Raw genomic sequence first — 22,845 nt, 5'->3', positions numbered from 1 at the left:
TAACCCTTTGGGGGTGCGTAGCGATTACCCCTATGAAGTGTCGGTCTGGAACCTGTCCCCCATCACGTTCCAGACCGGCTCTTTTGTTTTCCGCCCAGCCGGCTTCAGGTGCCGGGAGCCCGCAACGGCCCGCTTACCCGGCGCCGTGGCGCTTCCGGCAGCGGTTGTTACTGAAGGGTAAAGTAGGGGCAGCGTTCCGGATGTACTGAGCGTTCACCTTGCCAACTCCCTCTTTGACGGAAAGCACTACGTCAGTGACCGATGCACAGACAGACGAGGCTCCGGACCAGCCAACTCCCGGGACCGCTGCCTTCAGCCTCGTCTACAAGACGTACGCGTCGCAGGTACTGGGCTATCTCACCGCCCGGGGAGTCGAGGATCCGGAGGCCGCCATGCAGGAAGTGTTTCTTTCCGTCCTGCCCAGGCTCGACAGTGTCCGCGGAGGGGATGCGGGGCTGCGTACCTTCATTTTCTCCGTTGCCCATGCGCGGATGGTGGACGACCACCGCCGCCAAAGCCGAAGCCCGCTCAAACTGCCGTTCGAGCCAGAGCTTGACCAGCGCCAGGACAGCTCAGCGGAAAAGCTGGCGCTGGAGCGCATCTCACCCCGGGAAGTCCTCGGGCTGCTGGACGGGCTGCCGCAGGACCAGCGGGACGTGCTGTCGCTTCGCCTGGTGGGTGGCCTGACAGTGGAACAGACCGCGGAAACCATCGATAAGAGCGCCGGTGCCGTGAAACAGCTCCAGCGGCGCGCGCTGCTGAAACTTCGGGAACTTGCGGCAGTGAAGGAGTATTTCACGCCATGACGTCCGCTTCGGATAATCTCATCGCCCTTGTCGACGACATGCTCCAGGACGCCGGTGCAGCCCAGGATGCGGAACTCCGTGACACCCTGGTCGCGCTGGGCGCCCTGGCCTCACTGCCCGTACCCGCGCCCACCGGCGAGCTTGCCGCGATGCTGGCAGCAGGAGGTCCGGCAGAAGACGCCACTTCCGGGAATCTCGAGGGTGAGCAGCGGGTTGAGCAGCCGGGTGCCCACCGGGGTGCGCGGCCGGACGATGAACTGGCGCGCCGCCGCCGCCGTCGGCACCGCCCCACCGCGCTGGGCCTGGTCCTCGCGGCGGGAATGGGGCTGGGCGTTGGCGGAGTAGCCGCCAGCTCCACCGCTCCCGGAGACAGCCCCATTGAGCACGTGCTGACGGAATGGATGCCGTGGAACCATACGGCCGACGCCGCGTCGGCCGTCTCCTCCACCGACGGCGGGCCAGACGTGGGCGCGGACGGGGAAGTCACCCAGTCCGGCGCAACTGCCGCACCGGCTGGGGCTGCGGACGCGTCACACCGTGCGTCCCGCTTTTTGCGCGATCCTGCCGGACTGTTCGGCCGCACCCGCACGCCGGCGTGTGGCGGCCCCGTCAAGCACGACGCCGGCACAGGTCCAGGGAACTGCGCGGCCGAACCCGGGGCTGCTGCAGTGGGTGGAGCCGTCGGCGGCATGGATGGCAGCGGACGGGCTGTGCCGGCGGGAACCCCGGCGGATCCGGCTGCGGCCGGACCGGGCAAGGCCGGGGCGCCGGCACCGGCTACTGTGGCAGGCGGCGTGGACCCGGCCGGGACGGCGCAGAAGGCGGCCGGTTCCGCTGCCACCACCGGCCGGGTGCCGGGCCAAGGCCAGCCACAAAACCCAGGGACGCAGGAACCAGGGACACAGGGCGCAGAGGGTTCAGAGTCGCAGGGCACAGGCCCCAAGGCCGCCACCCCGCTGAAGTAGCTGAAGCATGACAGGACGGGCAGCGTAGGCTGATCCCATGGGCCACACGAACGATCCCGCAGTCATCGAACGCCTTCTGCGAACCAAGGGCCGGTGGGCCATCGTCGGACTCACCACCAATGAGTGGCGCTCCGCCTACGACGTCTCGCTGATGATCCGCGACCGGCTCGGCATGGAGATCATCCCCGTCAACCTGAACGGCGACACTGTCCACGGCGAACCCGGCTATCGCACCCTCGGCGACATCCCGGCGGATAAGCAGCCCATCGACGTCGTGGACTGCTTTGTGAACTCGCAGAAGGTGGGCAGCGTGGTGGACCAGGCCATTGCCGCCGGGGCGAAAGCCGTGTGGCTGCAGCTGGGGGTCATCGACGAGGCAGCGGCGGAACGTGCCAAGGCGGCGGGGCTGGACGTGGTGATGAATCTGTGTCCGGCGCAGCTTGCCTGGAAGTACAACCTTTAGCGCTTCATCAACTGCGGATAGTGCCGTTTGGTCACGTCCGGGTGTGCCCGCATCCGGCCCTTGAGCATGTTGAGGCCGAACGATGCCAGGAGCGGGTTGTCCGGATCGTCCGTGATACCCCGGGCAGCCGCCTTTAGCTCGGGTGCCAGGGGGACGGGCTCGATGACCGCGTCGAGCCGCGGTGACCAGAAGAACGGCACCGAGTACCGGTCGACGCCCGGTGGCGGTGCCTGGACGCGGTGGATGGTCGCCGCCAGGTATCCCTCCGTGGCTACTTCGAGCATCTCGCCAAGGTTCACCACCAGTGCCCCAGGCAGGGGCTCCACAGGCAGCCACTGGGTGGTTCCGGGCGGCAGCACTTCCAGGCCGCCCACGTTGTCCTGCAGCAGGAGGGTTACGAAGCCGTAGTCCGCGTGCGAGCCAACGCCCTGGTCCCCGGCCGCTTCCACCACGCCGCCCACGTAGTGGACCAGCTTGCCCATCCATGCCGGTGAATCCCGGAAGGGCCCGTCGAAGTAGTCCTCCGGCAGCTGGAGCGAAACGGCGATCGCCCTCAACAGTTCCATGCCGACGCCGGACATCAGCTCCGCCCACTCCATGGCAGCAGGCTTCAGCTCGGGGAATGTTTCATCGGGCCAGAGATTGGGACCCTGCAGCAGCCAGTAAGGCTGGCTGTCCGGGTAGTCCCGCACCGGCTCGCGCTCCGGTGAATAGTCGATCTGCTCCCGAGCGTCGGCCCGGCCCTGGGTCACCTCGGTGCCCATGCGCGTGTAGCCACGGAAGTGGGGGGAGAGGCGGTTGTCCAGCTTCATCCGCTCCTCAAGGGGCAGGTCGAAGAAGCGCTGAATAGTGTCCAGGAGCTCTTCGGCCTGTCCCGGGCTGCCACCATAACCGGTGACCTGGAAGAACCCGATGTCGTGGGTGGCGTGCCGCAGCTGGTCGATGAACTCCGGGCTGAATGTGCCGTCGGCCCGCCGGGCGGCACGCAGGTCCAGAACAGGTATGGCTCCCTGGTCGCGTGACATGTTCGCAGACTAGCACCGCGCAGGTCTGCTTTATAGGCTTCCGTTATGGACCCAAGTGCGCTGCGGAAGATCTGCCTTTCGTTTCCCGGAGCCTACGAGGATTTTCCGTTCGGACCGGAGACTTCGGTCTTCAAGGTCCGTGCCGGGACTGCCGGGGGAGCGCGGCACGAGGCTAAACTGTTTGCCCTGTCGTCCATGGACGAACGCGATTTCTACGTGAACTTGAAGTGCGAGCCGGCCCTGGCCGTGCAGCTGCGCGCGGTACACCCGGCAATCACCGGGGCATGGCACATGAACAAGACCCACTGGAATGGTGTGCGCATCGACGGGTCGCTGCCGGACGGGATGATCCGGGACATGGTTGAGGACTCCTACGACCTTGTGGTGTCAGGCTTGAGCCGGAAGCAGCAGGATCAACTGGGGTGGGCACGCCTCGAAAGGGCAGGCGGCGATGATTGACGCGGGAAGACTCGGCTATCCGGGAATTGGCGGCACGGAGCACGGCGTCGCGCCAGTGGGGTACGACCGCGTCCTTGAGGAAGCCCGCCTGGGTACCGGCCTTGGCGTCTACCGGCGTGTGGCGGACGGCATCCTGGGCTGGGAACTGCAGCGGAGGGCTGGCCTCACGGTGCGGGCAGACTCGCCAAGGGCGGTGCCCGGGGCACGCGTGGTGAGCGGTTTCGGCGTCGGGCCCTTCCGCCTGCCCGCGCCCTGCCAGGTGGTGTGGGCGCGGGAGCCGGCACCGGACGGTGTTCCCCAATCCGCCGGGTTTGGCTACGGGACGCTGCCCGGCCACCCCGCCCGTGGCGAGGAATCCTTCGAGGTGGAGATCAACAGCCACGGAGAGGTGTGGCTGCGGATCCGTGCTTTCAGCAGGCCTGCCAACTGGTTCTACGCCGCCGGTGGCCTGGTCACCCGCGCGGCACAGCGCTACGTTACTTCCCGGTACATTGAAGGGGCACGCACCCTCGCCGCGGAAGGAACATCCCAGTGATCTTTATCGTCGTCAAGTTCAAGGTCAAGCCCGACTGGTCCGGGCGCTGGCTCGATCTGGTGGCAGACTTCACCCGGGCTACCCGGGAGGAGCCGGGCAACCTGTGGTTCGACTGGTCCCGCAGTGTGGACGATCCCAACGAGTTCGTCCTGGTGGAAGCGTTCAAGGACGACGCCGCGGGAGACCATGTCAACAGCGGGCACTTCAAGAAGGCCATGGCCGACATGCCCCAGGCACTCGCCGAAACACCCAGGATCATCAGCCGCCAGCTGGACGGCGAAGGCTGGGACCTGATGGGTGAGCTCACTATCGAGTAAAGACAGGGGCGGCCATGTGGATCGGCTGGATCGAGTTCGACATCCTCCTTGGGGACGTGCAGAGCCTGAAGGAAAAGCGCTCCGTCGTCAGGCCGCTCCTTGCCGAGCTCATACGCCGCTTCGAGGTGTCCGTCGCCGAAGTCGGGGACCATGCCCAGTACCGGCGCTCGCAGGTCGGCGTTGGCCTGGTGGCAGCTGACCGGGCCCATCTCGTGGAGGTGCTGGCCGCCGTCGAACGTTTTGTGGCAGCCCGGCCGGAGTTCGAGCTGCTCAGTGCACGGCAGCGGGAGCTGCACAGCGAGGACTGAACCGGTCCTTAAATGCGGACGGACACCCAAAGCCCTCTCTATGGGCTTGAGTGTCCGTCCGCGTTCTGTGGGGCCTAGCCGAAGTACTTCGGCAGGGTCCCTTCGTGGGCTTCGCGGAGCGCGGCCAGGGGCAGGCCCTCCACGCCGTTGATCTCCAGCTTGCCGCTGGCCGCGTCCACCACGCCGATGCGGGTGTGGGTGAAGCCGCGGGCGGTGCACATGTCCGTGAAGCGGACTTCCTCGGAGCGGGGGACGCCCACAACGGCACGGCCCTGGGACTCGGAGAACAGGGCCGTGAACAGGTCCACGCCGTCCCGGTCCATGACGTCCTGCAGCGCGATCCGGGCACCGACGCCGTAGCGCAGCGAGGACTCCACCAGGGCAGCCGCGAGGCCGCCTTCGGAGAGGTCGTGGGCGGAGTCGATCATGCCGTCGCGGGACGCGTTGATCAGGATCTCGCCCAGCGCGCGCTCGGCCTCGAGGTCCACCTTCGGCGGCTGTCCGCCCAGGTGTCCGCGCATGTTGGCCCATTCGGAACCGTCCAGCTCGGCGCCCGTGGTGCCCAGCAGGTAGATCGCCTGGCCATCCTCACGCCAGCCCGACGGCGTGCGGCGCGCAACGTCGTCGAGCTTGCCCAGGACCGCCACCACCGGGGAAGGGTGGATGGGCGTGGTGCCGGTCTGGTTGTAGAGCGAGACGTTGCCGCCGGTGACAGGGATGCCCAGCACCATGCAGGCGTCGGACAGGCCGCGGATGGCTTCGGCGAGCTGCCACATGACGTCCGGGTCCTCGGGGGAGCCGAAGTTCAGGCAGTCGCTGACGGCCATGGGGATGGCGCCTGCGGTGGCTACGTTGCGGTAGGCCTCGGCCAGTGCCAGCTGCGCGCCGTGGTACGGGTCCAGGTAGGTGTAGCGGCCGTTGGCGTCGGTGGCCAGGGCAACGCCCAGGCCGGTTTCCTCGTCCACGCGCACCACGCCGGCGTCGTCGGGGAACGCCATGGAGGTGTTGCCGCCCACGTAGCGGTCGTACTGGTTGGTGATCCAGGACTTGGAGCACATGTTCGGTGACGCCACCAGTTCGGTGACGGCCTTTGCCAGCTCAGCGGGGGCGGCCGGGCGGCCGGCGTCCTGCACGGAACCGGTGAAGGTGTCCGCCTGCACGGCATCCTGCCACTCGGGGCGGGCGAACGGGCGGTCGTAGACCGGGCCGTCGTGCGCCACGGTGCGGGGATCGACGTCGACAATCACCTCGCCTTCCCAGGTGATGATCAGGCGGCCGGTATCGGTCACCTCGCCCAGCCAGGAGTACTCCACGGCCCATTTGTCCATCACGGCCTCGAACGCTTCCACGTTCTCCGGGGTGACAACGGCCATCATGCGTTCCTGGGACTCGGACATCAGGATCTCGCCCGGGGTCAGCGTGGGGTCGCGCAGCAGGACGGAGGTCAGCTCAACCTGCATGCCGCCGTCGCCGTTGGAGGCCAGCTCGGACGTGGCGCAGGAGATGCCTGCGGCGCCAAGGTCCTGGATGCCTTCCACCAGCGAGCCCTTGAAGAGCTCCAGGCAGCACTCGATGAGGACCTTCTCGGCGAACGGGTCGCCCACCTGGACGGCGGGGCGCTTGGAGGGCTTGGTGTCGTCGAAGGACTCGGAGGCCAGCACCGAGGCGCCGCCGATGCCGTCGCCGCCGGTGCGGGCACCGAACAGGACCACCTTGTTGCCCTTGCCGGAGGCGTTGGCCAGGCGGATGTCCTCGTGCCGCATGACGCCGACTGCCAGGGCGTTGACCAGCGGGTTGCCCTGGTACACGGAGTCGAACACCATTTCGCCGCCGATGTTCGGCAGGCCGAGGGAGTTGCCGTACCCGCCGATGCCCGCAACGGCACCGTGCATGACGCGGGCGGTGTCCGGGTGGTCGATGGCGCCGAAGCGCAGCGGGTCCATGACGGCCACGGGGCGGGCGCCCATGGAGATGATGTCGCGGACAATGCCGCCGATGCCGGTGGCCGCGCCCTGGTAGGGCTCAACAAACGACGGCGAGTTGTGCGATTCAATCTTGAAGGTCACGGCCCAGCCGTCCCCCAGGTTGGTCACGCCGGCGTTTTCGCCGATGCCCACCAGCATGTCCTTCTTCATTTCCTCGGTGACCTTCTGGCCGAACTGGCGCAGGTGGTTCTTGGAGGACTTGTAGGAGCAATGCTCGCTCCACATGACGGAGTACATGGCCAGTTCCGCGCCGGTGGGGCGGCGGCCCAGGACCTTGACGATCTCGTCGAACTCGTTCTGCTTAAGGCCGAGTTCGGCCCAGGGCAGTTCCGTGTCCGGAGTCTTCGCGGCGTGCTCGACGGTGTCGATATTGAACTTCTTGGTGGTTTCCGTGGTCACTTGTCGCCTCCCACAATCTTGTTCAGGACGGAGGTGAAGAAGCCCAGGCCGTCGGTGTCGGAACCGCCGATGCCGTCCAGCGATTCGGGCCCGAAGCCCGGCTCCACGGCGTGTTCGGGGTGCGGCATGAGGCCCACCACGTTGCCGGCGGCATTGGAGATGCCGGCGATGTCGCGGCGGGAGCCGTTCGGGTTGAAGCCCACATAGCGGAAGACAACGCGGCCCTCAGCCTCAAGGGCGTCCAGGGTCTTCCCGTCCGCGATGTACTGGCCATCCTGGTTCTTCAGCGGGATGGTGATCTCCTGGCCCGCCTGGTAGTCCAGGGTCCACGCAGTGTTGCTGTTCTCGACACGCAGCACCTGGTCGCGGCAGAGGAACTTCAGGTGGTCGTTCTTGATCATCGATCCGGGCAGCAGGTGCGACTCGGTGAGGATCTGGAAGCCGTTGCAGATGCCGAGGACCGGCAGCTTGGCATCGGAGTTGGCGGCGTCGATGATTTTGGACATCAACGGCGCGAAGCGGGCAATGGCGCCGGCGCGGAGGTAGTCGCCGTAAGAGAAGCCGCCGGGGATGACCACGGCATCCACGTCGCCGAGCTGGCTGTCGCCATGCCAAAGTTCGACGGCGGTGCCGCCCGCAAGGCGCACGGCGCGGGCGGCGTCGCGGTCATCAAGGGTGCCGGGGAAGGTAACGACGCCGATGCGGGCGCCGGCGAGGCGCGGCTCCGCCGCGACTGCGACGGCTTCGCCGATCAGGGGGAGTTCAGTCATGTCAGGCCTCGACGACCTCGACGTTGACGACATCTTCGATCACGGGGTTGGACAGGAGGGTCTCGGCGGCGTCGCGGGCCTGGGCCAGGATTTCTTCGGTCACCTCGCCGTCGACCGTCAGTTCGAAACGCTTGCCCTGGCGGACAGAGCTGAAGCTGGTGAAGCCCAGCCGGGGGAGAGCGCCGACGATCGCCTTCCCCTGCGGGTCCAGAATCTCGGGCTTGGGCATGACGTCAACAACGATCCGGGGCATCCGGCAACTCCTGTGCGTGAGCTTGGGTAAGGGCGCAGCGGAGTGGTGCCGTCTCACGCCGTACCGGGGTTGGGGGGACTGTTGGTCACCTGCGTTGGTTCACCATGAGGTCGGGCGCTCCGCGAGCTTGCCTTACCATTCTACCGGGCCGGGCGCACCCCTTTGCATCCGGCCTCCTGGGCAGCCGGGCGGCCGGGAATGAACCGGGGACGGGGGCGCCCCTGGGCGGGGTTATGGAGTTGCCGGAGGGCGTTCACTAGAGTTGCTGAATGGGAGAAAATTCGAAGTCCGTGCTGTTGCCGATGGTCGCCGCGGCCGTGTTCGCCGGCCTGGGCAGGATGGTGTTTCAAAAAGTGAAGGCGGACCGCCTGGCCCGGGAGACGCGGGTAGCCGGTCCTGTGGATGAAAAAACCAGGCAATGGATCAGTGACGTGGTGCGCACTCCCCGCCAGTAGTTTCGCCTGCGGTCTCTCGTTTGCCAGGGCGTCCTTCGGGGCGCCCTTTTCCATGCCTGTTTCCGGGTCCTGCGGGCCAACGCCCCACCCCGTATGACAAGCGGAAAATTCTCGAATGTGCCCTATGTCATATCGTGCTCTCAGTCTGTACCCTGTGAACAGTCTGGTCTCAGCAAATTACAAAATCTGTAATTCCCTCTGCAGTTCCAGTCGTTCGGGCTGTCCACCAAGGCTGGGCGGTACATCGTGAAAGGGTTGCACGTGAAATCAACTGGAAAGAGCCCCTCGCGGGCTGGGGGCCTCCGGAAAGCGGCCGCACTGGCCGTCGGGTTGCCCCTTCTCCTTAGCTCCATGGCCGTGGGTCCCGCGTCGGCGGCACCCGGCGGCCAAGGTACGGAAAATGCCTCCTCCACTGCGAAGGACAGCCAATTCAAGGACGGCCGGTACATCGTGGTGCTGGCCGGCCCGGCTGCCGCGGCGTACGAAGGGGGAGTTGCCGGACTGGGAGCCACCAAGCCCCAGCAGGGCAGGAAGCTCGACGCCGGCAGCCCCAACTACAACGCCTACGACGCCCACCTTCGCAACCAGCAGCGTGAAGTCGCAGCGGCGCAGGGTGTCAGCCCCGCAAAGCAGTACACCGCAGCACTGAACGGGTTCACTGCCGAGCTGACCGCAACGCAGGCGGCAGCCTTGTCCAAGGACAACCGCGTCCTGGTGGTTTCACCCGACGTCGAAAACAAGCCTGACTACACCACCACCGACTTCCTCAAGCTCACCGGCCCGGACGGCGCATGGGCCCAACAGTTCGGCGGCCAGGCAAACGCCGGCAAGGGCGTTGTGGTGGGTGTCATCGACTCGGGGTACGCACCGGACAGCCCCTTCCTGCAGGGCGAACCCGTGAAGCCACTGCAGGGTGACCCGCAGGTGGGCGTCCCGTACCGCACCGGCGATGGCAGGATTGCCATGCTCAAAGCGGACGGCACCACCTTCGAAGGGGAATGCCAAAAAGGCGAGGGCACCGGGGCCGGGTTTGACGGCTCGCTCTGCAATACCAAGGTCATCGGCGCCCGATACTTCGCCGATTCCTTCCTGCAGTACGTGGCGCCGGAAAACCGTGCCCCGGAAGAGCAGATTTCCCCGGTGGACGTTGGCAGCCACGGCACCCACACCGCCACCACGGCGGCGGGCAATGCCAATGTCGAGCAGGTGATCGATGGAACCAGCTTCGGCAAGAGCTCGGGAGTGGCCCCCGCAGCCAAAGTCTCGGTGTACAAGGTCTGCTGGGAGGACACCAACCCGGACACGGGCGGCTGCTACTCCTCGGCGTCGGTCGAGGCCGTGGACGCAGCCATCAAGGACGGCGTCGATGTCCTGAACTACTCCATATCGGGCAATAACAACAGCACCACCGATCCCGTGGCGCTGGCGTTCCTGAACGCGGCTTCCGCAGGTGTCTTCGTTTCGGCTTCGGCCGGCAACTCCGGCCCTGCGGCCTCCACCGTGAACCATGCCTCACCGTGGCTGACCACCGTGGCTGCTTCCACCTTCCCCAGCGACCTGCTGGGAACGGTCAAGGTGTCCGACGGCTCCCTGTACCGCGGAGCGTCCATTATGAAGTCGGAAGTGGCGGACAAGCCCGTTGTCCTTGCCGCGGCCGCCGCGGCCGCGGGTGCGGCAAACCCGAACCTCTGCGGCCCGGGGACCCTTGACGGCTCCAAGGTGGCCGGCAAGGTTGTGGTCTGCGACCGCGGCGTGGTGGACCGCACCGCCAAGAGCCAGGAGGTCCTGGACAAGGGCGGCGTGGGCATGATCCTGGTGAACCTCACCAGCAGCTCGGAGGACGCAGACAACCACGTTGTTCCAACTGTCCACGTCAATGCCCCCAAGAGCCTGGAGCTGAAGTCCAAGCTGGAAGCCAATCCGGCGCTGACCGTCAGCCTGGTCAAGGGCGACCTGACCGGCCTGCCACCAGCCGCGGCACCCCAAATCGCGGGCTTCTCGTCCCGCGGGCCCACCCTGGCATCCGGCGGCGACCTGCTCAAGCCGGACATCTCCGCCCCGGGCGTCAACGTCCTGGCCGGTGTCTCCACGATCGGTAACGACGGCGACCAGTTCGGGTTCATGTCCGGCACCTCCATGGCCGCACCGCACATCGCCGGTTTCGGTGCCCTGGTCCTGGGCAAGCAGCCGAAGTGGACCCCGGCAATGGTTAAGTCCGCCATGATGACCACCGCCTACCCTCTGGTCAATGCCGACGGTTCGCCCAACACCGACCCCTTCCAGGGCGGCGCCGGCCACATCGATTCCACCCGCGTCCTTGATCCCGGGCTGGTCTACGACTCCGGGATCCAGGACTGGCTCGGCTTCCTGAACGGGCAGGGCGTTGACACCGGAGCGCCGCAGGCCGGCAGCATTGCCGCCCGCGACCTCAACCTGCCCTCCATCGCGCTGGGCAGCCTGGTGGGCGAAGTCCAGGTGAAGCGCAAGCTGACCGCCCTGGTCCCGGGCATGTACCACCCCGAGGTGAACATGCCGGGCTTCAACGTCAACGTCGAACCCAAGGCGCTGAACTTCGCCAGGGCCGGCCAGACCCGTGAAGTCACCGTCACCATCCGGAACGTCAGCGGACCGGTTGGCAAGTTCAGCACTGGAAGCCTCACCTGGAAGGGCCCGCGGACGGTTACGTCCCCTATTGCCATCCGTCCTGTTGATGCCCAGATTGCCCCGTCGTTCTCCTTCAGCTCGGCCACGGGCACCGGCAGCGGCACGATGGAGCTCGTATCCGGCTCCGACAACCCCATCGCCGTCGGCGTGGAGGGCCTGGCACCACTGAGCCAGACCGCCATCACCAAGACCCCGGGCGAGTACGCGGCCACGAATGACGCGCACAACGCCCTGCTCCAGGTGAAGGTGCCGGCCGGTGCCTCGTTTGCGCGGCTGGGCATCCAGGCACAGTCGAACGACGTCGACTGGGACATGGTGGTCTACGCACCGAACGCGTCGGGCGGGTTGACGGCCACCCAGGTGGCCACTGCCTCGGCCAGTGAATTCCTGGACCTGGAGTCGCCGCGGGCGGGCACCTACTATGTGGTGGCCAACCTTTACGCCACGCCGGACAACGGGCCGGCCACCGCATCCGTCCAGGCTGTGACCTTCGCCGGTGACGCGGGCAACCTCACGGTGAACCCAAACCCCATCGTGGCGCCGAACGGAACCGCCACCTCGGCGACCCTGAGCTGGACCGGACTCCAGGAGGGCTCCTACCTCTCCCGGCTGAGCCTTGGCAGCAACGGCATCAAAACCTGGGTGAACGTGCAGGTGGGACAGGGCGCTGCCCCCGCCCCGGCCGGCGCTCCCCGGCTTGACCTGGCCCAGGCGGTACCCGCAACCTGATCCGGAAGGCATGGGGGGAGGTCCCGGGCGGCTATCAGGCCGCCCGGGACCTTTTTACGTTCCTGCCGGCGGGAAGGCCAGGCAGCGGAAGGCTAAGTGGCTGTGCCGCCCAGTAAAGGTGCCATGGCCTTCCATCGGGCGATCTCGCAGCCGTCGTTGCGGGTAAAGGTCGAGTTGACGTGGCGCCCATGGAAAGTTCCGGTGACCGTGGCAACCTGCGGGCCGCCGTACTGCTGGGTGCACAGCTTGGGAGGACCAGGTTTGGGGAAGAAGATGCCTTCACCGAACCGCTCCACGGCGGCGAGGGCTGCTCCAGGTCGGGGCAGGGTGGTCCCGGCTGCGGGGGCGCCATCCGTGGCTACCAGCCGGAACACATGCTCCGGCGCATCGGGGGCCTCGCGGATTCGGATGGTCAGGTCGATCAATGCGGCGCTCCGTCCGACACGGCCCCGATTTCCGCGGCGAGCCGTTCCCGCAGGGCCCCCGCTTCCGTGGCGAAGGCACGCTGGTGCTCGACATAGGCGGCCTTGCCCTGCGGCGTCTCGATGGGGATGGCCGGATAGCCCCAGCCAGCCAGATCGTACGGGGAAGCCTGCATATCCATGGCCCGGATCCGCCAGGACAGTTCAAAGCAGTCCATGACCAGTTCACTGGACAGCGCAGGCAGCAGCTTGTACGCCCACTTGTAAAGGTCCATGTTGGCGTGCAGGCAGCCCGGCTGTTCCATGTGGCGCTGCGTGTCCCGGCTGGGGGAGTGTTCGTTGAGCGGGATGGCGTCGGGGGTGTAGAAGCGGAACGCATCGAAATGGGTGCAGCGGATCCTGTTCTCCTCCACCACCCGGTCGGTGCCGGCCGCTCCCAGCCGCAGCTGCAGATACTCATGCCGGAGGTCGAATTTGTCCTGGCGGTACACCATGGCCCACTCGTGGAGGCCGAAACAGCCGAACTGTGCCGGCCTGGCCGCCGTCCCCCGGAGGATGATGCCGGCAAAGACCACGGCATCCTTGCGGTCGGCCAGGAAGGCGCGCCGATCGAAGGTGGCCGCGGTGCTTCCCGCGGCCAGCCCCAGGGAGGCGAGCTCGCCGTCGTCGAGCATCCTGTAATGCTTCCACCCCAGCCGCGTGGCTGCCTGGGCGCCGGTAAGGACCGCTCCGGCGCCGGGGTGCCAGCGCTTCAGCTGGCCCGGCTTCTGCGTGTAATAGGTGAAGAGAAAATCCTCCACCGGGTGTTTTTGGCCAGCGGACCGTCGGGCCAGGTAGGGATCGGCGTAGCGGCTCACGCGCTGCAGGTGGGCTTCTTCCCTCGCCTGGGCGTTGTCTGCCGCCAGGAGCTTAAGAGGCTCCACCGGCGGCACCCAGCACGTCCTTGGCAGCGTCCCACGCACTGATTTCGCATCCGTTGGTCCGGGCAAATGAGGAGTCCACGGCAACACCGTCAACCATGCCCGTCACGGTTGCCTTCTGGGGGCCGCCGTACTGCTGGGTACAGGGTTGGGAAGTTCCCGGGGCCGCCGGGGACAGGATGGCTGGGTTGGCTTTCAGCGCTGCGCAGGCCGCGGCAGCGTTGGGGTGGCTGCTTTCCGCGGCAGGGGTGCCGGCGGAACAAACCAGGGTGTAGTCGAGTTCATCCGCGCCCTGGGACGGCACCACCGTGATGGCGAGTTCAGCGTTTCCCTGCCCCGGGCCGGCACTTGGCCGCGACGTGGTGGGGGCGGGAGCCGGTACCGACGTTTCGGTGTCCGGGGAAGGAGTAGGGGAGCCGGCGGATGAGCTTCCGGCTGCGGAGGTGGAGGGCGCAGGTGAGGCGGACGTGCCATTGTCAGGAGTGCCGCTGCAACCGGTGATTAGCCCGGCGCCAACTGCCAGGACCGTTGCGAGTATGCGGAAACTACGCATCAGGCTTCCTCTCCTTGGTCTGGTTATTCTAGTCGCTTGACGCCCTGCCGACGTGCCCGGGACGGGTCCTGCCGGCACTTAACGGGACGTCGCAGCGATCAGGCCCATCATGGACGCGTGCAGTTCCGTCACCTGCTCCCGGGTCAGCCCGAGCCGCTCCATCATGGTCCCCGGTACCTTGAGCGCCTGCTGCCGCAGGGCGGCACCCTTGGCCGTGAGTTCGACGGCGAGGGCGCGCTCGTTTCCGTCCGCCCGGTGCCGCGTGAGCAGGTCCGCTGCCTCCAGCCGCCGGAGGAGCGGGGAAATGGTGGCCGGCTCCTGGGCAAGGGCCTCGCTGATGTTCCTTACTGTCCGCGGGCTGTCTTCCCACAGGCAGAGCATCACCAGGTATTGCGGATGGGTGAGGTTGAGCTTCTCGAGCACGGGTTTATAGGCCCCCACCACACTGCGGGCAGCCACCGTGAGGGCGAAGCAGAGCTGGTGCTCCAGCAGCAGGTCGTCCTCCTGCACCCCGGATGGCCCTTCTGCAGAGTGTTCTTCCGTTTGCGCTTCTGCTGCGGCGGTCATACGTCCTCCATTGTTAGTGCACTAATCATTAGTGTACATTTGTTGGAGGTGAACAGTGAGTGGAAGGAAGCCTCTTCATGGGCAGGGATAAGTCCGCAGGCAAGGGCAATGCTTCCCAGCGCTTCATGCGCGCCACAGGCAAGCTGCGGGCGGTTTTCGGCCCCGCCAGCCGCACCGCGCTGGCGCACGACATGACCGAAGAAAACCGTCGGCTGCTGGTCCAGCGCCAGGCGGAAACCCAGCAGTGGGAAACCATCACCAGGCCGGACGGCAGCACTTACGTGGTGCCACGGAACCCCGAAGACCGGTCCCTGCGCTAGCAGCCCGTTCCGCCGCGAACAGGCGCCTTTTTCCTGCCCCGGGTCTAAAATAAGGGCACTGGCTCCTGCCGGAGCCTGCTGCACTTTCGCCCGAGGTCCGGGAAGGGGGTGGAAAACAGTGGCACATGTCCTCAGCGGTTTCATGAGCCTGACTGACAGGCTGCGCTTTGTCTTTGGTCCCGCCACCCGGCTGGATGCCGATGCGCCTGTAGTGCACAAGCATGATGAGTTCGAACAGGCCTCCGAAGAGGAACTCTCGCACTTCGTGGTCGAGACCGATTCAACCGGCCACCACTACGCGGTGCGCCGCGAAGACCTGGAACGCGAAAGCTAAACCTGTCCAGGCGCACGGTAAGACCAAAAAGCCGGGCTGCCTTTCCCGTGGGAGGAGAGGCAGCCCGGCTTTTTCGTTGAGTCCTTAGCGGCCGGTGCCGCCGTAAACCGTCGCTTCGCTTTCAGTGTCCAGCCCAAACGCCTTGTGGATCACGCGGACAGCCTCATCCAGCAGGTCGGCGTGGGTCACCACGGAAATGCGGATTTCCGAGGTGGAGATCATGTTGATGTTGATGCCGGCGTCGGACAGCGCCTTGAAGAAGGTGGCGGAGACGCCCGGGTGGGAGCGCATGCCGGCACCGATCAAGGAGAGCTTGCCGATCTGCTCGTTGTATTCAATGGCCTCAAAACCGATCTGGTCCTGGGCAGCGTGAAGTGCGGCCAGGGCGTCCGCGCCTTCAACGATGGGCAGGGTGAAGGAGATGTCGGTCTTGCCCGTGCCATGGGTGGACACGTTCTGGACGATCATGTCGATGTTGGAGTGTGCGTCGGCGATGACCTGGAAGATTGCGGCGGCCTTGCCGGGGATGTCGGGGACGCCGACCACGGTGACCTTCGCTTCGGAACGGTCATGCGCAACGCCGGAGATGATTGGCTGCTCCAAGGCAACTCCCTCTTGAGTGGTGATCTTGTCGTCGGCGCTGGGGATGACCCAGGTGCCTTCATGCTGGCTGAATGAGGAACGGACGTGCAGGGGGACGCCGAAACGGCGGGCGTATTCCACGCAGCGCAGGTGGAGGATCTTGGCACCCGAGGCGGCGAGCTCCAGCATCTCCTCGCTGGAAATGGTGTCGATCTTCTGTGCCGACGGGACCACGCGCGGATCGGCGGTGAAGATTCCGTCCACGTCGGTGTAGATCTCGCAGACATCCGCTTCGAGGGCAGCCGCCAGAGCCACCGCCGTCGTGTCGGAGCCGCCGCGGCCCAACGTGGTGATTTCGTTCGTGGCCCGGCTCATGCCCTGGAAGCCTGCCACGATGGCGATGTGGCCCTTGTCCAGGGCGGTGCGGATGCGGTGCGGGTCGACGTCGATAATCCGGGCCTTGCCGTGGATTCCGTCGGTGATCATGCCTGCCTGCGATCCGGTAAAGGACTGGGCGGAGGCGCCGAGCTTGTTGATGGCCATGGCCAGCAGGGCCATGGAGATGCGTTCACCGGCCGAGAGGAGCATGTCCATTTCGCGGGCGGGGGCGGAGTCGGTCACCTGGGCAGCGAGGTCCAGGAGTTCATCCGTGGTGTCACCCATGGCTGAGACGACTACAACCACCTCGTTGCCGGCTTCCTGGGCATCCACGACGCGCTTTGCCACGCGCTTGATCCCGTCGGCGTCCGCAACGGAGGACCCGCCGAATTTCTGCACGATGAGCTGTTTCGTCACCGCGCCGGCGGCGGGGGCCACCTGGGGCTGGGTTGCGTTGTGCACTTCGGCAGTGGGCGTACTCATGCGCGTACCTTCATTGGATCAATTGGAGTTCTGGGAAACCAGGCAGCCTGACGCCGGGACGGCGCGACTTTCCTCCGACAGTTTATCGCCGCGCCCGGAGCGGCGTTGAATTGTGACCACATACCGGCCACGACGGTTCCTATGGACAGGCCCGGGGTGGTGGACCACGATTGGACCAGTTACCCGGCTTCACGGGCCGCAGCCCGGACCTTGGAAGGCACAGGGCCAGGGGTCCTTTGGAGATATGGAGGATTCCGTAGTGGCCGACGACCCGCAGCCAACTGCAGGAATGCCCCAGGAGCCGCTTTTTGAGCCGATCGGCCCGGACGCGGATAAGCGCGGCGGGGAAAGCGCCAACGAGGGCCTGGATACCGCCCGTTCCGGGTCTCCACGCCCGGGCTTCGCAAGGATAAGCCTGGTCAAGGGACTGGCCGACTGGCTGGTCAGCCTGACAACCATCCGGTTCTGGTTTACGGTGGCGGCCGCGGTCCTGTGCACGTGGGCTGCTGCCGGTTCCGTGGTCCTGCTGGCGCCCCTGGGCGGCGGGGCCGGTCCGGAAGTCTTTCCCCTGCTGGTCTACTCGCTGGCGTCAGCCCTGATGCCGGCGACCGCCACTTTGCCCGCTGTTGCCTGGGGCGTGCGAGCGGAGGGCAGGTTCCGCGGCATGAGGGGGCGTACCGGAGGTTTTGCCCTGTTGGCGGTACTGCTGGCCACGGCTTTGCGGGGACTGGTGTTGGCAGCTGTTGTTCTCGGTGTACTGCTGGTGCAGGCCTGGATCGCGGGCGCTTCGGAGGCAGTGGCGGCCGTTTCTGCGGGCGTCGTCCTGGTGGAGTGCGGGGTGTTTGGTGCCATGGGCGCTGGGCTCTCCGCATGGGCTGGACGTCCGCGCCTGGCGAATGCCGCCGGCGGGTTGCTGGCCTTGGCCTTTGTGGCAGGGGCCCCGGCCGCAGCCATCGGATTGTTGCCCCTGGTCCGGGCGGAGGAACGTGTCACGGTGGCGCTGAATGTCGAACGGGCGCGCGACGGAACCCACGTGGCCTTCCGATGCTCCGAGATCGAGGCCGGCATCAGCGAGGTTTACCACACCGAGCGTCTGATGTGGCTCCCGGCGCTGAGCCCGCCCGTCCTGTTCCTGATGGCTGGGGCGGAGGCAGACCGCGCCGGCCAGGTCCTGGGATGGGTGCCCGCAGCGATTCAGGAAGCTGCGGACGGGATGCAGGTGCCATGCGTGCAGGGGCAACCGCGCAGCCGGGACGAGCCCCGGGCGCCCATGCCCGGGATGGGGCTCCTTGGCCAGGCGGCGATTGCCGGCGCCGTCGTGGCGGGAGGTTACCGCGCAGCGCGGCGCCGCGACGGGGCACGGGGTGATCCGGCCTGAAGGGCGTGCTTCGGAAAAACCGGGCGCCTGCGCTCAGCCCAGGGCGTTGCGCCGGCCCTCGAAGGCCCGGCCCAGGGTGACTTCGTCCGCATACTCCAAGTCACCGCCCACGGGCAGGCCGGAGGCAAGACGGGTGACGGCTATGCCGATCGTCTTGAGCATGCGGGCCAGGTAAGTAGCCGTTGCCTCGCCCTCAAGGTTGGGATCGGTGGCGATAATCACTTCCTGGATTTCGCCGTCGTTCAACCGTGTGAGCAGCTCGCGGATCCGCAGCTGTTCCGGTCCCACGCCGGCGATGGGATTGATGGCACCGCCCAGCACGTGGTACCTGCCGCGGAACGAACGGGTGCGCTCCACGGCCAGGACATCCTTGGATTCCTCCACCACGCAGATGATCGCGGGATCACGGCGCGGGTCGCGGCAGATGTTGCACAGTTCCTGCTCCGTGACATTGCCACAGACCGTACAAAACTTGACCCGCTCCTTGACGGTGGTGATTGCTTCCACCAGCCGCTTCATATCCTGGGGGTCGGCTTCAAGGATGTGGAACGCCAGCCGCTGTGCGGACTTGGGGCCCACCCCCGGAAGGCGTCCGAGCTCGTCGATCAGCTCCTGGACAGCACCTTCGTACACGTTTCCCTCTTTAGTTTGGTGTGGATGGCGGGTGGAACACTCAGTTGGTCATAGCTGCGGGGCTGCCCGCCGGCGGTCGACCTTGCCGGCCGTCAATAGCGTGGCGTGACCGGGCTTCCGTCCAGCGACCGCTCCTCGATCAATTTTCCGCCCAGGATGCGTTCCACGGCAGCCCGGCCGAAGACGCCGGACTCCTCGATGGTTTCATCGTCGGCGCTGGGCACGTCCTGGACATAGGAGCTGGGTGCGGACGCGGCCCTGGCCGGTGCCTTCGCCCGTCCTGCCTCAGCCTCTGGGCTGTTGGACAGCCGCTGGTAGAGGCTTTGCCGCGTTTCAGTCCGTCCGGCCACGGGTGCAGCCGCCGCCGGCTGGGGACGGGAGGGCGCAACCGCTGCCTTGGCCACCGGGGCGGCTGCCGCCGAGGCCATGGCGAATTCCGGCGCGGGAGCGGAGGCGGGGGACTGCGCCGGGTAGGATCCCGCGGCGGGCGCGCCGCGACCGGGGCCGGAGACTGCACCCGGGGCGGAACCTGCGATGGAACCCGTACTCGTGCCCGAACCCCATCCCGCTGCTGCGACAGGGGCAGGGGCAGGGGCCGCGGCCGCGGGTGAAACGGGGATGGAGGGCGGTACCTGGGCTGTTGCAGGGGCGTAATGCGGAACGTCGGCCTGTGTTCCGATGTTATCGGGTACAGAGCCGGGTGCGGGGTTGGCACCCACGTTGCTCTTGTCTCCGACAACCCAGACGCCGGGGGCCTGTTCCACAGCCCGCGTCCAGGGATCGTGGGCCGGACCCGCATCTGTGCTGCCGGGCTGGGCAACGGTGCCCGGGGTGGAACCACTGGTTGCTGCCTCCCGGGGGCGCGCAGCGGCGTCACCGCGGGAGCCTGACGGTTCCTGGCTGCCGCCCACCTCGGGGGGTGGTGGCGTTGCCCGGTTGCCGGACGGCGTGGCGGGCACCCAGTCCATCGGGGGTTCCTCATCCAGCGGGGGAGCGTCCTCATCCCGCGGCGGGCCCCAGTCGTCGTCGGAGTAGGAGTAGTCGCCACCCACTGACGGGTATGGGGATTGGCCGGCGTCCGGGCCAGAGGCGCCGGCGGCTGTTCCCGGGACCTGGGCGCCGGGACGGGAGGGCTGTGCGTCCCCGTGGCCGCGCACGCCGGCGTCGGCCACCGGACCTTCGCCTGGAGAGCCGGCCACAGCGGGAGTACCCTCCGGTACGGCTTCCGGGCTTGCGGCAACAGCTGTGCTCCCGGAGCTTCTGCCAACAGCGGAACCCTGGGCAGGCACCGGGTTCCGGGCAGCGGCGGGGCTCTCAGGGCTTCCGCCCGCCGGAGCCGCCGGAGCCGCGGGTGGGGCGGCTGTGGGAGCCTGCGCCGGCGGGACAGGCTGCGCGGGGGCAGGAGCAAGCCCCCAGGCAACGTCAGCTGAAGTGGCCGGAACCACCGGGCTGGACGGCACTTTTGGGTTTGGCTCAGAGCTCGTTTGGCTGGTGCCGCCGGAAACCGCGTTGATCTGGCAGTCGATGCCGACGGTCTTGTGGATGGCCTGGCGCAGGTTGTCCGAGTGGTCCGCCCTCCCAAAGGCGCCCGCGAGTCCCGGCGTGGTGAAGGACAAGGTCACAACGCTGCCGTCGAAGGCGCTGACCTGCGCGTTGGGCTCAACGAGGGCCCAGGTGCTGCGCTTGATTTTGGACAGTGCCTGCAGGACATCCGGCCACGCCCTGCGGAGGACCTCAACGTCACCCATGGCCGCGGGAGCCGCAGGGGCGGGCCTGGCGGGCGCCTCCTGGTGCGGCGGCGGCACCGCTGCCTGGGCGGAAGCCTGCCGGTCCTCCGGAGACCGGGATGCGGCAATGGCTGGCGTTGCTGCGTTGCTTGGCGGCGCGGCATTGGCTTGCGGCGCTGCGCTGCTGGACGGCGCTGCGTTACTTTGGGGCGCTGCATTGCTTTGGGGCGCTGCGTTACTTTGGGGCGCTGCCTGGCCGGTGCGTGCGGCGGCGGGGCGCTCCGGTGTCCCGAGGCGCGCCGGGTCCTCGACAGGCCAGTCATTGGTGCTTACCCGCGGCGGTGTCAGCGGGCTCCGGGGCGCGTCAGTGCCAGGCCGGGCGGGCGCGGCCTGGGCCGGAGTGGACCCGGCAGCGCCGGGCCGGGTGGGTTCGGATGGCGTGGGGACGGCTTGGGCCTGTGGCTGTGGTGCCGCCTGAACGGAAGGGCCGGCCGCCACCGCTGGGTGCAGGGGCTCGGGCGAGAAGGTGCCCGGGGTGGCGGCGGCAGGTGCGGCTGCCGGCACAGCCGTTGCGGGAGCAGCCTGTGCCGCCGGAGCGGTGACGTCGTTCCCTGTGTAGTTGAGCCGCCGCTCCACCCGGTCAATGCGGGCCGCCATGCCGCGCTCATTCTGTTCCGAGCTGGGCAGCAGGATCCGGGCACACAGCAGCTCCAGGTGCAGCCGCGGGGACGTGGCTCCGGTCATTTCGGTCAGGGCCGTGTTGGTGACATCCGCGGCCCGCGAGAGTTCCGCGGCGCCAAGGTTGTGGGCCTGGTTCTGGAGGCGGGCGATCTGGTCCGCTGGCATTCCCCGAAGGATGGCGTGCGCACTTTCGGGCATGGCCTGGACAATGATCAGGTCCCGGAAGCGCTCCAGCAGGTCCTCCACGAACCGGCGGGGATCGTGCCCAGTCTGGATGACCCGGTCCACGGCGCGGAAGACTGTGGCGGCGTCGGAGGCGGCCACGGCCTCCACGACATCGTCCAGCAGCGAGGCATGGGTGTAGCCCAGCAGTGCAACGGCGAGCTCATAGTCCAGTCCATTGGGTCCGGCGCCTGCCATGAGCTGGTCCAGGACGGAGAGCGAATCACGGACGGAGCCGCCGCCGGCGCGGATGACCAGTGACAGGACGCCGGGGGCGACGGGAACGTTTTCCTGGCGGCACAGGAGCTCAAGGTAAGCCATCAGCGGCTCGGGCGGCACCAACCGGAAGGGGTAGTGGTGGGTCCGGGAGCGGATGGTTCCGATGACCTTGTCCGGCTCCGTGGTGGCAAAGATGAACTTGATGTGTTCCGGCGGCTCTTCGACGATCTTCAGCAGGGCGTTGAAGCCGGCGGAGGTGACCATGTGGGCTTCGTCGATGATGAAGATCTTGTAGCGGTCCCGCACCGGGGCGTAGGTGGCGCGCTCGCGGAGGTCCCGCGCGTCGTCAACACCGCCGTGGCTCGCCGCGTCAATCTCGATGACGTCAAGGGAACCGGAACCGCCGCGGGCCAGCTCGACGCAGCTGGGGCAGGTTCCGCAGGGGGTGTCCGTAGGGCCCTGGGCGCAGTTGAGGCAGCGTGCCAGGATGCGGGCGGACGTGGTCTTGCCGCAGCCCCTGGGGCCGGAAAAGAGGTAGGCGTGGTTGACCCGGTTTTTCCGCAAAGCCGTCATCAACGGCTCGGTGACATGCTCCTGCCCGATAACGTCAGCGAACGAGTCGGGACGGTATCTGCGGTACAGGGCGGTAGTAACTGTCACAGAGAAAACCCTACCAATCCGGGCCGACATCATGCCGCCCTGTGGGGGAATAGTAAAGACCCCCCATGCACCCGCCAGAGCCCGTCTACCCTTGCTACCTTCCGGTCCTGGGGGAGTTCAACAGGATGACGCCACATGAGGGGCCGCGAGCTACTTTACCCGAACATCCGGCTCGACTCGAATCGGCCGTCGCCTGCTTCCCGGAGCCCGCTTCTGGGGAACAACACAGTGCCGGAAGCTATTCAGACGGCGGTCTTCATTGCTTATCCCACCGGCAGCCGCGATCATTGGTATGTACACCGATTGGGGCAATCTCAAGGTTGTGAGCTGCGTGGCCTGGCTGAACGGGACGGACCCGGCAGCTCAACGGTGCATCGGGGAATGGGCGCGTTGGGGGCGTCCATTTCCAGCTTAAGGGCGATGCGCAGGCGTCTCCGGGCACGGGCAGGGGAGCGCGGAAATCCTGCTCCGAACAGCCCAATTGGGCGATGCGGAAAAGTTCAGGTAATCTAATACCTGCTTTTGATTCAGAAGCAGTTGGAGAATTCGCCTAGCGGCCTATGGCGCACGCCTGGAACGCGTGTTGGGTTAACGCCCTCGGGGGTTCAAATCCCCCATTCTCCGCCGGTTAAG

Annotated in this window: 23 protein-coding genes, 1 tRNA gene and 1 other RNA gene; 13 read left to right on the top strand and 12 right to left on the bottom strand. The window is 67.0% G+C overall.

The features are described 5' to 3' along the window. Positions 1-254 precede the first annotated feature (254 nt). The 3 genes from ASG79_RS14910 to ASG79_RS14900 are packed head-to-tail and all read left to right on the top strand — an operon-like array spanning position 255 to position 2,234. Positions 255-806, top strand: coding sequence for an RNA polymerase sigma factor (locus ASG79_RS14910; RefSeq protein ID WP_056392220.1), 552 nt, complete (start codon positions 255-257; stop codon positions 804-806). Then, on the top strand, positions 803-1,771 hold the full coding sequence (locus tag ASG79_RS14905) for a hypothetical protein (RefSeq protein ID WP_056392219.1): 969 nt from the start codon (positions 803-805) through the stop codon (positions 1,769-1,771). The genes ASG79_RS14910 and ASG79_RS14905 overlap by 4 nt, the downstream gene beginning before the upstream one ends. A 37-nt stretch (positions 1,772-1,808) precedes the next feature. Then, positions 1,809-2,234 carry a CoA-binding protein gene (locus tag ASG79_RS14900; protein ID WP_018771841.1) on the top strand — a complete coding sequence of 142 codons (426 nt, stop codon included), beginning with the start codon at positions 1,809-1,811 and terminating at the stop codon, positions 2,232-2,234. Here ASG79_RS14900 and ASG79_RS14895 read toward each other — a convergent pair. Continuing rightward, positions 2,231-3,259 (bottom strand): isopenicillin N synthase family dioxygenase, encoded by a 1,029-nt coding sequence (locus ASG79_RS14895; RefSeq protein WP_056392216.1) that lies wholly within the window; start codon positions 3,257-3,259, stop codon positions 2,231-2,233. The genes ASG79_RS14900 and ASG79_RS14895 overlap by 4 nt on opposite strands. A 45-nt stretch (positions 3,260-3,304) precedes the next feature. On the opposite strand from ASG79_RS14895, the gene ASG79_RS14890 reads away from it, so the two are divergent. Genes ASG79_RS14890 through ASG79_RS14875 form a run of 4 tightly spaced genes read left to right on the top strand, consistent with a single transcriptional unit; the run spans position 3,305 to position 4,878 of the window. Beyond that, the gene (locus ASG79_RS14890; RefSeq protein WP_018771843.1) at positions 3,305-3,718 is read left to right on the top strand and encodes an MmcQ/YjbR family DNA-binding protein; all 414 of its coding nucleotides are present in this window, start codon (positions 3,305-3,307) and stop codon (positions 3,716-3,718) included. Next, positions 3,711-4,253 carry a DUF1990 family protein gene (locus ASG79_RS14885; RefSeq protein WP_056392214.1) on the top strand — a complete coding sequence of 181 codons (543 nt, stop codon included), beginning with the start codon at positions 3,711-3,713 and terminating at the stop codon, positions 4,251-4,253. Before ASG79_RS14890 ends, ASG79_RS14885 begins: the two co-directional genes overlap by 8 nt. Next, positions 4,250-4,570 carry a putative quinol monooxygenase gene (locus ASG79_RS14880; RefSeq protein WP_018771845.1) on the top strand — a complete coding sequence of 107 codons (321 nt, stop codon included), beginning with the start codon at positions 4,250-4,252 and terminating at the stop codon, positions 4,568-4,570. Before ASG79_RS14885 ends, ASG79_RS14880 begins: the two co-directional genes overlap by 4 nt. A gap of 14 nt (positions 4,571-4,584) precedes the next feature. After that, entirely contained in the window at positions 4,585-4,878 is a 294-nt protein-coding gene (locus ASG79_RS14875) for a DUF503 domain-containing protein (RefSeq protein WP_056392212.1), read from the top strand. 74 nt (positions 4,879-4,952) lie between these two features. On the opposite strand, the gene purL is transcribed toward ASG79_RS14875, so the two are convergent. From purL to purS, 3 genes are read right to left on the bottom strand one after another with little or no spacing between them, the layout of a single operon-like run. After that, positions 4,953-7,262: a phosphoribosylformylglycinamidine synthase subunit PurL gene (purL, locus tag ASG79_RS14870; RefSeq protein ID WP_056392211.1), complete on the bottom strand. Its 2,310-nt coding sequence runs from the start codon at positions 7,260-7,262 to the stop codon at positions 4,953-4,955. Next, positions 7,259-8,032 carry a phosphoribosylformylglycinamidine synthase subunit PurQ gene (gene purQ, locus ASG79_RS14865; RefSeq protein ID WP_056392209.1) on the bottom strand — a complete coding sequence of 258 codons (774 nt, stop codon included), beginning with the start codon at positions 8,030-8,032 and terminating at the stop codon, positions 7,259-7,261. The genes purL and purQ overlap by 4 nt, the downstream gene beginning before the upstream one ends. 1 nt (position 8,033) lies before the next feature. Then, positions 8,034-8,285 (bottom strand): phosphoribosylformylglycinamidine synthase subunit PurS, encoded by a 252-nt coding sequence (gene purS / locus ASG79_RS14860; protein WP_015935902.1) that lies wholly within the window; start codon positions 8,283-8,285, stop codon positions 8,034-8,036. 269 nt (positions 8,286-8,554) lie between these two features. Here purS and ASG79_RS14855 point away from each other — a divergent pair, with 269 nt between their 5' ends. Both ASG79_RS14855 and ASG79_RS14850 read left to right on the top strand, forming a co-directional pair. Further along, positions 8,555-8,740: a hypothetical protein gene (locus ASG79_RS14855; protein WP_018771849.1), complete on the top strand. Its 186-nt coding sequence runs from the start codon at positions 8,555-8,557 to the stop codon at positions 8,738-8,740. A gap of 261 nt (positions 8,741-9,001) precedes the next feature. After that, a complete protein-coding gene (locus ASG79_RS14850; RefSeq protein ID WP_056392207.1) occupies positions 9,002-12,133 on the top strand; it encodes a S8 family serine peptidase in 3,132 nt (1,043 codons plus the stop codon). A 92-nt stretch (positions 12,134-12,225) separates the two neighbouring features. Here ASG79_RS14850 and ASG79_RS14845 read toward each other — a convergent pair whose 3' ends face one another. The 4 genes from ASG79_RS14845 to ASG79_RS14830 form a co-directional block, all read right to left on the bottom strand. Continuing rightward, complete coding sequence (locus tag ASG79_RS14845; RefSeq protein ID WP_056392206.1) at positions 12,226-12,558, bottom strand: hypothetical protein; 333 nt, start codon at positions 12,556-12,558, stop codon at positions 12,226-12,228. Beyond that, positions 12,555-13,487, bottom strand: coding sequence for a hypothetical protein (locus ASG79_RS14840; RefSeq protein ID WP_056392205.1), 933 nt, complete (start codon positions 13,485-13,487; stop codon positions 12,555-12,557). Before ASG79_RS14840 ends, ASG79_RS14845 begins: the two co-directional genes overlap by 4 nt. Continuing rightward, a complete protein-coding gene (locus ASG79_RS14835; RefSeq protein WP_018771853.1) occupies positions 13,465-14,028 on the bottom strand; it encodes an SSI family serine proteinase inhibitor in 564 nt (187 codons plus the stop codon). Before ASG79_RS14835 ends, ASG79_RS14840 begins: the two co-directional genes overlap by 23 nt. Before the next feature lie 78 nt (positions 14,029-14,106). Continuing rightward, positions 14,107-14,595, bottom strand: coding sequence for a MarR family winged helix-turn-helix transcriptional regulator (locus ASG79_RS14830; RefSeq protein WP_018771854.1), 489 nt, complete (start codon positions 14,593-14,595; stop codon positions 14,107-14,109). A gap of 77 nt (positions 14,596-14,672) precedes the next feature. Between ASG79_RS14830 and ASG79_RS14825 the strand changes: the two genes are divergently transcribed. Both ASG79_RS14825 and ASG79_RS14820 read left to right on the top strand, forming a co-directional pair. Next, positions 14,673-14,915 carry a hypothetical protein gene (locus ASG79_RS14825; protein ID WP_018771855.1) on the top strand — a complete coding sequence of 81 codons (243 nt, stop codon included), beginning with the start codon at positions 14,673-14,675 and terminating at the stop codon, positions 14,913-14,915. 118 nt (positions 14,916-15,033) lie between these two features. Then, positions 15,034-15,249 carry a hypothetical protein gene (locus ASG79_RS14820; protein ID WP_018771856.1) on the top strand — a complete coding sequence of 72 codons (216 nt, stop codon included), beginning with the start codon at positions 15,034-15,036 and terminating at the stop codon, positions 15,247-15,249. Positions 15,250-15,333: 84 nt separating this feature from the next. Here the strand turns inward: ASG79_RS14820 and ASG79_RS14815 are convergent, their stop codons facing one another. Further along, positions 15,334-16,692 (bottom strand): aspartate kinase, encoded by a 1,359-nt coding sequence (locus ASG79_RS14815; RefSeq protein WP_018771857.1) that lies wholly within the window; start codon positions 16,690-16,692, stop codon positions 15,334-15,336. 244 nt (positions 16,693-16,936) lie between these two features. On the opposite strand from ASG79_RS14815, the gene ASG79_RS14810 reads away from it, so the two are divergent. Further along, positions 16,937-18,070 carry a hypothetical protein gene (locus tag ASG79_RS14810; protein ID WP_056392204.1) on the top strand — a complete coding sequence of 378 codons (1,134 nt, stop codon included), beginning with the start codon at positions 16,937-16,939 and terminating at the stop codon, positions 18,068-18,070. A gap of 33 nt (positions 18,071-18,103) precedes the next feature. On the opposite strand, the gene recR is transcribed toward ASG79_RS14810, so the two are convergent. The 3 genes from recR to ffs form a co-directional block, all read right to left on the bottom strand. Beyond that, positions 18,104-18,703: a recombination mediator RecR gene (recR, locus tag ASG79_RS14805; RefSeq protein ID WP_018771859.1), complete on the bottom strand. Its 600-nt coding sequence runs from the start codon at positions 18,701-18,703 to the stop codon at positions 18,104-18,106. 92 nt (positions 18,704-18,795) lie between these two features. Then, positions 18,796-22,242 (bottom strand): DNA polymerase III subunit gamma and tau, encoded by a 3,447-nt coding sequence (locus ASG79_RS14800; protein WP_082581790.1) that lies wholly within the window; start codon positions 22,240-22,242, stop codon positions 18,796-18,798. 21 nt (positions 22,243-22,263) lie between these two features. Then, positions 22,264-22,360: signal recognition particle sRNA small type (ffs, locus tag ASG79_RS23120), an RNA gene on the bottom strand. A 391-nt stretch (positions 22,361-22,751) separates the two neighbouring features. Here ffs and ASG79_RS14795 point away from each other — a divergent pair. Then, positions 22,752-22,836, top strand: a tRNA-Ser gene (locus ASG79_RS14795). The last annotated feature ends 9 nt before the right edge of the window (positions 22,837-22,845 follow it).

This window comes from Arthrobacter sp. Soil761 (genome assembly GCF_001428325.1).
Taxonomy (GTDB): Bacteria; Actinomycetota; Actinomycetes; order Actinomycetales; family Micrococcaceae; genus Arthrobacter.
The sequence above is the reverse complement of the archived record's forward strand: the minus strand, read 5'-3'. Positions and strand labels throughout refer to the sequence as shown.